The organism is Nocardioides ferulae (assembly GCF_003660455.1).
GTDB lineage: Bacteria > Actinomycetota > Actinomycetes > Propionibacteriales > Nocardioidaceae > Nocardioides > Nocardioides ferulae.
In genome coordinates, this window is record NZ_QZVR01000002.1 from 463,508 (window position 1) to 474,451 (window position 10,944).

Consider the following 10,944-nt stretch of genomic DNA (forward strand, 5'->3'; position numbering starts at 1 on the left):
GCGTCGAGCGAGTGGGTCAGGACTTGCGACCCTCGACCGTGGAGGTCAGCTCGTTCTTGTTCTCGGCGTTGAAGGTGTAGATGCCGACGAACGCGGACGAGGGGTCGTTCTCCTCGTCGATCGGGCCGATGCCGGACGGGCCGACGTAGCGGATCTCGCTGCCCTCGTCGAGCAGGGCGGTGCAGTCGGCGTACGACGTGCACTCCTCGCCGTCGGTGGCGCCGGAGACGGCCGCGTAGTTCTGCTGGATCGTCACGGAGTCGGTGGCGCCGCCCTTGTAGGCCGCGAGGGCGGCCAGGATGGTGGCGTCGTAGGACTCGGCGGCGTAGGCGTAGTCGGTGAGCTCCTCACCGTTCACCGCCTGGTTCCAGCCCTGCAGCCGCTCCTTGAAGTCGTCCGAGGCGTCCGCGCCCGGGATGGTGCCCTGCGCGCCCTCGAGCGTGCCGGGCTCGAAGTCCGCGGAGTAGTCGGCGGTGTTGCCGTCGGAGAAGTAGGTCGCCGACATGTCCCACCCGGCGGAGGCCAGCTCGGGCACGATCGCCTTGGTCTCGTCGAAGGCGAGGATGACGATGGCGTCGGGGTTGGAGTTGACCGCCGCGCTCACCTCGGAGGAGAAGGTGGTCTGCCCGGCGGGGAACTCGTCGCCGTCGCCCTTGCACCCGTAGGTGCACTCGCCACCGCCGGCCTCCACGGTCTCCTGCACGACGTCGCGCAGGCCGGTGCCGTAGGTGTCGGAGAAGACGAGGAAGGCCACCTTCTGGTAGCCGTCGCTGGAGATCAGCGAGCCCAGCGCGTTGCCCTGGATGCCGTCCGGGGGAGCGGTGCGGAAGTAGAAGTCGGAGTAGCCGCTCAGGTCGACCGCGGTGTTGGCGGGCGAGACCTGGGTGATCTTCGCGGCGGTGAGCCGGTCGACGAAGTTCAGCGACACGCTGGAGGAGGCGGCGCCGATGACCACGGACGCCTTGTCCTTGATGAGGGTGCGGGCCGAGGCGGTGCTGACCGAGAGGTCGGTGGTGTCACCGGAGTCCTCGATCTGGTGGCAGGCGTCGGCGCCGTTGACGCCGCCGGCCGCGTTGATGTCGGAGACGGCCAGGCCGACGCCGGCGACCTCGGGCGGGCCGAGGAAGGCCAGGTTGCCGGTCAGCGGCAGGATGCCGCCCACCTTGAGCGTGTCGGCGCTGGTGCTGCCGCCCGCGCACTCGTCGTTGGTGAAGTCGCCGGCCGGCGCGGAGGAATCGGTCTCACCGGAGGTGGCGGCCGGGGTGTCCTCGGCCTCCGGCGAGTCGTCGTCCTCGGAGCCACAGGCGGCGAGGGAGAGCGTGAGGGCGGCCGTGCCCGCCATCAGCTTCACCCAGGAAGCGGTCTTGGAGCGATTCACGTGGTGAACCTTTCTGTCGCGATTGGTGCACTACAGCCACCCGACCCCCGGAGGCAGGGCGTAGCGCATCACCGTAGGTCCACCTCAGGGACCCGTTGCTCCCCGGCACCTTGTCGTCACCAAACCGTTACGTCAATGGTTCCTCACCGCAGCGCGGCCGCGAGCTGGACTAGCGCGGGTGCCACCACCAGGGCGGGGAGCAGGTCGGCGACCGGGATCTCGCGGATCCGGAGGAGGCGCAGGGCCACCCCCACCAGCAGCAGGCCGCCGGTCGCGGTGACCGCGGACAGGTGAGCGTCGGGGAGGACGTCGCCGAGCAGCAACCCGACGACGGTGAGCGATCCCTGCACGGTGAGCACGGTCAGCGCGCTGGCGGCGACGCCCCAGCCGAACGACGCGGCGAACGCCACGGCGGCGAACCCGTCCAGGGCCGACTTCAGCAGCAACTGGTCGGCGCCGTTGCCCAGGCCGTCGTTGAGTGAACCGAGGATCGTGAGCGGCCCGGTGCAGAACACCAGCGAGGAGACCACGAACCCCTCCACGAAGCGTTCCCGGCTGACCGAGCCGCGGTCGCCACCGCCCAGACGGCGCTGCAGCCACCCGCCCAGCGCCTCCACGCGCTGCTCCAGGCGCAGCAGCGACCCCGCGATGCCTCCGACGAGCAGCGACCCGAGCACGACGAGCGTCGGTGCGCTCGACCCGATCTCCTCGGCGAGACCGTCGTCGAGGACCGCCATCGCCGCGGTCGCGGCGATGAGCAGCGTGGTGAGGCCGAGTGCGTCGGTGACGACGTCGCGGGTGCGCACGGGCAACCGGTTGCCGAGGGCGAGCCCGACACCGGCCCCGATCAGCACGGTGGCCACGTTGGCGGCGGTTCCGAGGCCGACGAACACCGGCATCCTCCAGTCCTGAGCCCGTCTCGGGCCGGCTTCTGCACTGTCACGAGCACCCCCGGGACAAGCGGGGCCCCAGGAGCGTAGTCTCGCCTCAGCGCGCACCGAGGATCACCTGGTGCGCGCGAGCGCAGGCGGACACACTCGGGACCGTGCCGTGCGCTGCGGGGGGGATCGCGCGACCGACCAGACCAACCTGCAGGGGGACCCATGAGCCGAACGTCGGTGACGCTGCGCTGCGCGGACCTGGCTGACGCGCCGGTGCTGGCCGAGCTGTGGTCCGAGGCGCTGCGCCGGGCCGATCCCCAGGAGCAGGTGGCCGACCTCGAGTTGGTCATCAAGGGTGCCGAGGCATCGCCCGAGCAGCGGCTCGTCGTCGCCGAGTACGACGGTCAGCTGGCGGGCGCGGTCTTCCTGCGGGTCACCACGATCACCCCGGTCAACCTCGAGCCGACCGTGCAGGCGATCTCACCGCACGTGTTCCCACAGTTCCGCAGGCACGGCGTCGGGCGGATGCTGATGGAGTCGGCGGTCAGCTTCGCCGAGGAGCTCGGGGTGGGGCACGTGGCGACCGCCGCGTCCTCCGGCTCTCGCGACGCCAACCGCTTCATGGCCCGGCTGGGCCTCGGCCCGCAGGCGGTGCTGCGGATCGCCACCACCCACGCGGTCCGGGCCAAGCTGAACGCGCAGCGCCCCGCGCACCAGCGCGGCGCGGGGCGCAACCTGCCGCAGGTCCTGGCCGCCCGCCGCTCGATGCGCCGGAGCCAGGCACCTGGACGCTGAGCCGGCGCCTGCCCGACGTGTTGTCGAGGCCCTCGGCCCGGGTCAGAGCCCCACGCGCTCCGCGGGGATCAGCTGGCAGGTGATCCGGGAGGTGCACACGCGCTTGCCTCGCTCGTCGGTGATCACGATCTCGTAGCTCGCCGTCTGCCGGCCCAGGTGCACCGCGGTCGCGACGCCGGTGACCATGCCCGAGGTAGCCGAACGGTGGTGGGTGGCGTTGATGTCCACACCGACCGGCACCCGGTCGGGCATGCCGTGGATGCCGGAGCCGATCGAGCCCAGCGTCTCGGCCAGCACGACCGAGGCCCCACCGTGCAGCAGGCCGTAGGGCTGGGTGTTGCCCTCCACCGGCATCCGCGCGACCACGCGCTCGGCGCTCACCTCGAGCAGTTCGACGCCCATCTTCTCGTTGAGTCGTCCCATGCCGTGCGGCATGGTGGCCAGGTAGTCCTCGACCTCGGTGGTGGTCAGCGCGTCGTCACTCATGGCGGCCATTGTGGAGCAGTCCCCCTCGAGTCCGCGCCGGGGGTTGGGCCGTCCATGGACGTCGGTGGCTGAGGCTAGAGTCGCGGGCGTGCCAGAGACCGCCCAGACGCCCTCCTCACGCCCGCGCCTGCTCCTGCTCGACGGCCACTCATTGGCCTACCGCGCGTTCTTCGCGCTCCCGGTCGAGAACTTCTCCACCGGCAGCGGCCAGCACACCAACGCGGTCTACGGGTTCACCTCGATGCTGGTCAACGTGCTGCGCGACGAGCGCCCCACGCACGTGGCCGTGGCCTTCGACGTGTCCCGCCAGACGTTCCGTCTCGCCGAGTACGCCGACTACAAGGCCAAGCGCAACAAGACCCCCGACGAGTTCAAGAGCCAGCTGCCGATCATCGAGCAGGTGCTGGACGCCTTCGGCATCACGTTCCTGAAGAAGGACGGCTTCGAGGCCGACGACATCATCGCCACCCTGACCACCCGTGCCGTGGCCGAGGGCATGGAGGTGCTGATCCTCACCGGTGACCGCGACTCGCTCCAGCTGGTCAGCGACGACGCCACCGTGCTCTACCCGATGCGTGGCGTCTCCGACCTGGCCCGGATGACGCCGGCGGCGGTCGAGGCGAAGTACGGCGTGCCCCCGGGCCGCTACCCCGAGCTGGCCGCGATCGTCGGCGAGACCTCCGACAACCTGCCCGGCGTCCCCGGCGTCGGCCAGGGGTTCGCCGCGAAGTGGCTCAACCAGTTCGACGGCCTCGACAACGTGATCGCCCACGCCGACCAGATCACCGGCAAGAAGGGTGAGGCGCTGCGCGCGCACCTCGGCGACGTGATCCGCAACCGTCACCTCAACGCGCTGGTCTGCGACCTCGATCTGGAGGCGGCGCCGGCCGAGCTGGTGCTCCGCCCCTGGGACAGGCACTCCGCGCTGACGCTCCTCGACGAGCTGGAGATCCGCGGCGAACTGCGCACCCGCGCGATCGAGACGCTCGCTCCCGAGGAGGAGGCCCCGGTCGAGGAGGGCGGCTTCGAGCTCGCGGGGCGTCGGCTGGGGCCCGACGAGGTCGAAGGCTTCCTGGCCGGGCTGGGGGCGCAGCACGTCGGCGTCCACGTGCGCGGCGGCTGGGGCTCGGGCACCGGGGTCGTCGAGGGCATCGCGCTCGCCGACGCCAGCGGGCTGGCGGCCTACGTCGACGTGGCGTCGCTGACGCCCGACGACGAGCAGGGCCTCGCCCGATGGCTCGCCGACCCGGCCCGGCCCAAGGTGCTGCACGACGCGAAGGGCCCCGAGGTGGCGCTGGCGGCCCACGGTTGGCCGCTGGCCGGCCTGGTCAGCGACACCGCGCTCGCGGCGTACCTCGTCCAGCCCGACCAGCGCAGCTACAACCTCGCCGACCTGACCCTGCGTCACCTGCGCCGCGAGCTGCGCAGTGAGGTCGACGACGACCAGGGCATGCTCTTCGACGAGCCCGTGGACGGCTCCGCAGGAGCCACCGACGAGGTCGCCGCGACCGCGATGCTGCACGCCCGGGCGGTCATCGACCTCGCCGAGGCGCTCGACGGTGAGGTCGAGGCCGCCGGCGGCACCCGGCTGCTGGCCGAGGTCGAGCTGCCGTTGCTGCACCTGCTCGCCGCCTTGGAGCAGACCGGCATCGCCGTCGACGCCGAGCACCTCGAGGCGCTGGAGGCGCACTTCGCCGCCGAGGTGCGCCAGGCCGCCGACGAGGCCTACGCCGTGATCGGCAAGGAGATCAACCTCGGCTCGCCCAAGCAGCTCCAGGTGGTGCTCTTCGACGAGCTGGACATGCCGAAGACCAAGCGCACCAAGACCGGCTACACCACCGATGCCGACGCCCTGCAGCAGCTCTTCGTCAAGACCGAGCACCCGTTCCTGCTGGCGCTGCTGCGCCATCGCGACGTGAGCCGGCTGCGGCAGACCATCGAGGGCCTGCTGAAGACCGTGGCCCCCGACGGGCGCATCCACACCACGTTCAACCAGACCATCGCCGCGACCGGCCGGCTCTCGAGCACCGAACCCAACCTGCAGAACATCCCGGTCCGCACCGAGGAGGGGCGCCGCATCCGCGAGGGGTTCGTCGTGGGCAGCGGCTACGAGTGCCTGCTGACCGCCGACTACAGCCAGATCGAGATGCGGATCATGGCCCACCTCTCCGAGGACGAGCTGCTCATCGAGGCGTTCCGGTCCGGCCGCGACTTCCACTCGATCACCGCCGCGCGGGTCTTCGACGTGCCGGCCGACGCGGTGAGCAGCGAGATGCGGGCCAAGATCAAGGCGATGAACTACGGCCTGGCCTACGGTCTGTCCGCCTACGGGCTGGGCCAGCAGCTCGGCATCGAGCCGAGCGAGGCCCGCGGCCTGATGGAGGAGTACTTCGAGACCTTCGGCGGGGTCCGCGACTATCTCGCGGGCGTCGTCGTCGAGGCGCGGCGCAGCGGCTTCACCGAGACGATCATGGGCCGTCGCCGCTACCTGCCCGACCTCACCAGCGACAACCGTCAGCGGCGCGAGATGGCGGAGCGGATGGCGCTCAACGCTCCCATCCAGGGCTCGGCCGCCGATCTGATCAAGGTGGCGATGCTGCGCGTGCAGCAGGCGATCGTCGACGGGGGCCTGCGCTCGCGGATGCTGCTCCAGGTGCACGACGAGCTGGTGTTCGAGGTCGCGCCGGGTGAGCGTGAGTCGCTCGAGGCGCTGGTTCGCGAACAGATGGGCGGCGCGGCCGACCTGACCGTGCCCCTCGACGTCTCGGTGGGCACCGGGCGCAGCTGGCACGACGCGGCGCACTGACCGGCCGCCATCTTCGGCTGCGTTCAGACCCGGGCACGCTCCGAGGCCTCGCTGGGCGCCGCCGCGGGCTTGCTGAGCCAGGCGTTGGCGAGCAGGCCGGCCAGCAGCAGGCCGTCGAGGGTGCAGACCAAGGTGACCAGCGAGGTGACCGAGTGCACGGTGGAGGCAGAGAGCATCAGTGCGGCGAGCGCCGCCCAGATCATCAGCACTGCGCGCAGCTGCTGGCGGGCCAGCACCGAGTAGAGCAGCAGCTGCACCATCGACAGCAGCGTCCCGACGATCGCGAAGAGCCAGAGGTCGTCGCGGATCGCGCCGAACTCCTCGCCGCCGACGAAGACCAACGCCAGGTCGGGCAGCACGAGCACGCCGCCCAGCCCGACCAGACCCATGGCCGCGGCCACCGTCAGAGACTTGGCCAGGGTGCCCAGCGAGGCTCCTCGGCTGGCCATCGACGGGAAGGCGATGACCACGATGAACTGGGGCAGGAACAGGATCGCCTTCACCAGGATCAGCCCCCCGGCATAGAGACCGGCCAGGTCGGGGTCCAGCACCGCCCGGGCCAGCAGGATGTCGGAGTTCGCCAGGGCGAAGAAGGCCAGCAGCGCCTGGCTACTCGTCGCGACCTCCTTGAACAGCTCGGTCCCGGAGTGGGGGACGCCGGCCGGCGCCACGGTCCCGCGCGGACGGCGCAGCGCCAGCCAGCCGACCAGGACCGGCACCCACGCCCCGATCGCCACCCCGAGGATCGCCGCGAACTCGGTGCGCCACAGCAGCATCAGACCTACGCCGCACACCACCCGCGCCACGCCCTGGGTGAGGTAGACGAGAGAGAGCGGCTCCCAGCGGCGCTCACCCTGCAGCACCCCGGCCTGGCCACCCATGATCGTGAGCGGCGCGGCGGTCAAGGCGACCATGGCAGCCGAGGCGAGGCTGTCCAGGCGCAGCACGACGTTGAGAACCGGAGCGAGCAGCAGACAGAGCACGCCGAGGGCGAGCGCCGCCCGGTAGGACACTCCCAGGACCATCCGCTCGATGCTCTCCACGTGGTCGGGGTCGGCCGAGATCCGGCGCGCCCCCGTCGCCTGAAGCCCCAGCGAGACGACGTTGACCACCAGCAGCACCCCCATCAGCGCCGAGAAGGCGCCAAACGGCTCGGGGCCGATCAGGTGCGCGGCGGCCACGGTGTAGCCGTAGGTCGCGACGTTCATCACGCCCATCGCGACAGCGATGACGGCACCGCCCTTGAGCAGAGAGCGGAAGCCGCCCCGGTTCTCCTCCCGCATGGGCCCGAGCCTACGGGGGCGAACCGGTCGAGGTCGGGGATGGTTGGATCGCTCGTGCCGCGCAGGACGCGAGGCGGGTCGCGAGCGGGCGAGGGGAGCGGCGGGTGAAGCGCTGGCATGGGTGGGTGACTCCGACCTGGTCACTGCTGCTCGCCGTCCTGCTGCTGGGCCCGGCCCTGGGCTCCGGCTATCTGTTGACCTACGACATGGTGTGGGTGCCGGACCTGGCGATGCGGCCCGACTTCTGGGGGCTGGGCAGCGGGCTGCCGCGGGCGGTGCCCTCGGATGCCGTGGTCGCCGTCGTCGACGAGGTGGTGCCCGGGTGGCTGCTGCAGAAGGCGGTGCTGCTCGCCTCTCTGGTGGTCGGGGGGCTCGGCGCGGCGCGGTGGCTGCCGCCCGAGTCGCTGTCCGGTCGCCTGGTCGCGGTCTCGATCTACCAGTGGAACCCCCTGGTGACCGAGCGCCTCGCGATCGGTCACTGGCCGGTGCTGGTGGGGTACGCCGTCCTGCCGTGGCTGGCGCTGGCGGCTCGACGCTGGCGTCGTGACGGTGGAGGGCTCCCCCTGCTGCTCGTGCTGGTGCCGCTGGGCAGCCTGAGCGTGAGCGCCGGCCTGGCGACGGCGCTCACGCTGCTGGCGTTCGGGTGGCGTGGCCGGTCGCGCGGCGATGCCGCACTGGGCGGGCTGCTGGTGGCCGGGAACGCACCGTGGCTGGTCACCGGACTCCTCCACACCGGAGACGCGACGACCGACCGGGCCGGCGCGGCGCTCTTCGCGCTGAGCGGCTCGGGTGCGCTGCCGGCCCCGCTGGCCGCTCTCGGACTCGGGGGCTCGTGGAACGCCGAGGTCGTGCTGCCCTCGCGGGAGGGTCCGCTGTCCTGGGTGGCCCTGGGCCTGGTGACCGCGGCCGTCTGGGGCGGGTGGCGGGCCTGGTCGGCGAGCGCCGATCGGCGCGACCTCGTAGCGTTCGGGCTCTGCTGGACGTTCGGTCTCGGGGCAGCTCTACTGACCTGGGCGGCACCCGACCTGGTCGCCTGGGCCGGCGCCACGCTTCCGGGGGCCGGGGTGCTGCGCGACGGCGCCCGCTCGCTGGTGCTCTGTGCGCCCCTGCTCGCCGTGCTCGCCGGTCATGGCGCCGCGGAGGCGGTTCGACGCCTGCCCGGCGACGGGGCACCCCGGCTGGTCGCCGCCGGCGTGCTGGTGGTGCTGCCGGTCACCGTGCTCCCCGATGCGGCCTGGGGGCTCGGCGGGCGTCTGCGGCCGGCCGACTTCCCCGCCGACTACGTCGCGGCACAGGAGTCGGTGGCGACCGCGGTGGCCGACGGGCAGAAGGGCGACGTGCTGCTGCTGCCGCTGGCCAGCTACCGCCAGCCGGAGTGGAACCACCACCGCAAGGTGCTCGACCCCCTCGGGCGATTCCTGAGCCCCGACTTCGTGGCCAGCGACGAGCTGGTGGTCTCGGGCGTCGCAGTCGCGGGGGAGGACCCGCGAGTGGCTCGGGTCGCGGCGGGTCTGGCGCTGCCCGACGCCGCCGCGCGCGCCCGGGCGCTCGCGGCCGAGGGCATCGGGCTGGTCGTGGTCGACGAGACCGCGCCGGGGAGCAGCCCACTACCCGCGGGCCGGACCCTTCTCGACGCCGGGGAGCTGCGGGTGCTGGCCCTCGACGGTGTGCGCGAGCGTCGCATCCCCACCGGCTGGTACGCCGCCGCGGTGCTCGCGTGGGCAGCGTACGGCGGTGCCCTGGCCGGCGGTCTGGTGTCGGCCGGGCTGGCGCGACGGCGCCGGAGGGCCGCACCGGCGTCTCGGGGCACCGGGTTGTGACCGAAATCCCAATGTGGTGAGTCTCCTTCCGTGGCCACTGCTACGCTTCGGTTCAAACCAAGGGAGGGTTTACATCGTGGGATCGATCCTGAGCACGTTCGGCAGCCTCGTCGTCGGCGGCATCGTCGCGACCGCCACCATCGTCGGTGTGGTGAGCTCGCAGACCAGCCCGAGCGGTGACTCGCCGGCGAACGTCAACCAGCCGGTCATCGAGTACGGCACCTCCGACTGAGCCCGGCGGGCCCGCTGTGGCCCGCTAGCTCCTCCGCCAGCGGCGGAACCCCGACCTCGCGACCCGGCCGAGCACCTCGGCCGGGTCTTCGGGGTCCTGGGTGTCGACAGGGGTGCCGTCCATCGCGGCCAGCGCCACCAGTGCGAACGAGTGCTGGGCATGCTCCCAGGTGAACGAGTGGCTCATCTCGCGGGCGCCGGCGGCGAGTCGGCCCCGTTCCTCGGAGTCGCGAAGCAGCCGGCCCAACGCGGCGGTGAGCTGCTCGGGCGTCTCCACGAGCACCCCGGAGCGGCCGTCCGCGATCGACTCCCGCGTGCCGCCTGCCGAGGCGTAGGCCACGGCCGGCGTGCCGTGCATCCCGGCCTCGCCGATGACCAGGCCCCACCCCTCCTTCAGCGAGGGCAGGGCCAGCACCCAGGCTCGCTCGTAGACCTCGTGCTTGCGCTCCTCGTCGACATGCCCCTCGAACACGACGGTGTCACCGGCCCCGGCGGTCTCGGCATAGGCGTGCAGCTCGCCCTCCCACCAGCCGCTCCCCACGACGTGCAGGCGCAGGGCGGGAAACTCCTCGCGCAGCGACACAGCCGCGTCGATGGCGTGCTCGACCTGCTTGTGCGGCACCAGCCTGCCCACGACTGCGACGGTCGGCGACGTGGCCTTGCCCGGGTCGACCGGCACGATGGGGTCGGTCCCGTTGTGCACGACGGCGATCCGCGGCCCTCGCACGCCCAGGGCGCGCAGCTCGGCGCGGGTGGCCTGGGAGACCGCGACGTACTGGCAGCGACGGTAGAGCCACGGCGAGAGGCGCCGCTCGATCCACCAGCCGACCCGGCCGGTCAGCCCCGGGTAGACCACCGGCCACTGTTCGCGGTGCACGTGGTGGACCAGCACCACGATCGGGGCCCGGGTGACCAGGCGGCTGAAGAACGGCAGGCCGTTCTGCACGTCGACCACCAGGTCGACGGGCCCGAGGTCGCCCCGGGCGAGGGCGCGCATGCCGGCGGCGTACACGGAGAGCTTGTTGCCACGGCGTACGAACCGGACCCCGTCGACGACCTCGTCGGGGGGCGCGGCGGCGTGCGCGGCGCAGAAGATCGTCACCCGGCAGCCGCGGGCCACGAGTCCGGCGGCCATCTTCTCGAGGTAGCGCTCCGCACCGCCGCCCTCGGGGTTGTGCGTGTCGCGCCAGCTGAGGAACGCCACATGCTTGCCGGCCAGCCCGTCCAGCGCGTCCACTGTGCTCCCCGTCCCATGCCCACTCTC

9 protein-coding genes are annotated in these 10,944 nt (G+C 72.2%); 4 read left to right on the forward strand and 5 right to left on the reverse strand.

Annotation, left to right across the window (positions count from 1 at the left end):
* Positions 1–16 precede the first annotated feature (16 nt).
* Both D6B71_RS05255 and D6B71_RS05260 read right to left on the reverse strand, forming a co-directional pair.
* Positions 17–1,378, reverse strand: a complete 1,362-nt coding sequence (locus D6B71_RS05255; protein WP_206051566.1) for an ABC transporter substrate-binding protein — start codon at positions 1,376–1,378, stop codon at positions 17–19.
* Positions 1,379–1,521: 143 nt separating this feature from the next.
* The gene (locus tag D6B71_RS05260; RefSeq protein ID WP_121252673.1) at positions 1,522–2,277 is read right to left on the reverse strand and encodes a DUF554 domain-containing protein; all 756 of its coding nucleotides are present in this window, start codon (positions 2,275–2,277) and stop codon (positions 1,522–1,524) included.
* A 204-nt stretch (positions 2,278–2,481) separates the two neighbouring features.
* Here D6B71_RS05260 and D6B71_RS05265 point away from each other — a divergent pair, with 204 nt between their 5' ends.
* The gene (locus D6B71_RS05265; RefSeq protein ID WP_164519541.1) at positions 2,482–3,054 is read left to right on the forward strand and encodes a GNAT family N-acetyltransferase; all 573 of its coding nucleotides are present in this window, start codon (positions 2,482–2,484) and stop codon (positions 3,052–3,054) included.
* A gap of 42 nt (positions 3,055–3,096) precedes the next feature.
* Here D6B71_RS05265 and D6B71_RS05270 read toward each other — a convergent pair whose 3' ends face one another.
* Positions 3,097–3,540, reverse strand: a complete 444-nt coding sequence (locus D6B71_RS05270) for a hotdog fold thioesterase (protein ID WP_240641085.1) — start codon at positions 3,538–3,540, stop codon at positions 3,097–3,099.
* On the opposite strand from D6B71_RS05270, the gene polA reads away from it, so the two are divergent.
* A complete protein-coding gene (gene polA, locus D6B71_RS05275; RefSeq protein WP_121252677.1) occupies positions 3,539–6,346 on the forward strand; it encodes a DNA polymerase I in 2,808 nt (935 codons plus the stop codon). The genes D6B71_RS05270 and polA overlap by 2 nt on opposite strands.
* 23 nt (positions 6,347–6,369) lie before the next feature.
* Here the strand turns inward: polA and D6B71_RS05280 are convergent, their stop codons facing one another.
* Positions 6,370–7,629, reverse strand: a complete 1,260-nt coding sequence (locus D6B71_RS05280) for an oligosaccharide flippase family protein (protein WP_121252679.1) — start codon at positions 7,627–7,629, stop codon at positions 6,370–6,372.
* Positions 7,630–7,754: 125 nt separating this feature from the next.
* On the opposite strand from D6B71_RS05280, the gene D6B71_RS05285 reads away from it, so the two are divergent.
* Both D6B71_RS05285 and D6B71_RS22635 read left to right on the forward strand, forming a co-directional pair.
* On the forward strand, positions 7,755–9,449 hold the full coding sequence (locus tag D6B71_RS05285; RefSeq protein WP_126688185.1) for an MmpA family trehalose lipid delivery protein: 1,695 nt from the start codon (positions 7,755–7,757) through the stop codon (positions 9,447–9,449).
* A 76-nt stretch (positions 9,450–9,525) separates the two neighbouring features.
* Entirely contained in the window at positions 9,526–9,681 is a 156-nt protein-coding gene (locus D6B71_RS22635) for a hypothetical protein (RefSeq protein WP_164519542.1), read from the forward strand.
* Between the two features lie 24 nt (positions 9,682–9,705).
* On the opposite strand, the gene D6B71_RS05290 is transcribed toward D6B71_RS22635, so the two are convergent.
* Positions 9,706–10,917, reverse strand: coding sequence for a glycosyltransferase family 4 protein (locus D6B71_RS05290; RefSeq protein ID WP_121252683.1), 1,212 nt, complete (start codon positions 10,915–10,917; stop codon positions 9,706–9,708).
* Positions 10,918–10,944: the final 27 nt, after the last annotated feature.

Bases quoted from the DNA above. Each gene is read 5' to 3' on its own strand.
- D6B71_RS05260 (WP_121252673.1), bottom strand. From the start codon at position 2,277: ATGCCGGTGTTCGTCGGCCTCGGAACCGCCGCCAACGTGGCCACCGTG.
- D6B71_RS05265 (WP_164519541.1), top strand. From the start codon at position 2,482: ATGAGCCGAACGTCGGTGACGCTGCGCTGCGCGGACCTGGCTGACGCG.
- polA (WP_121252677.1), top strand. From the start codon at position 3,539: ATGGCGGCCATTGTGGAGCAGTCCCCCTCGAGTCCGCGCCGGGGGTTG.
- D6B71_RS05270 (WP_240641085.1), bottom strand. From the start codon at position 3,540: ATGAGTGACGACGCGCTGACCACCACCGAGGTCGAGGACTACCTGGCC.
- D6B71_RS05280 (WP_121252679.1), bottom strand. From the start codon at position 7,629: ATGCGGGAGGAGAACCGGGGCGGCTTCCGCTCTCTGCTCAAGGGCGGT.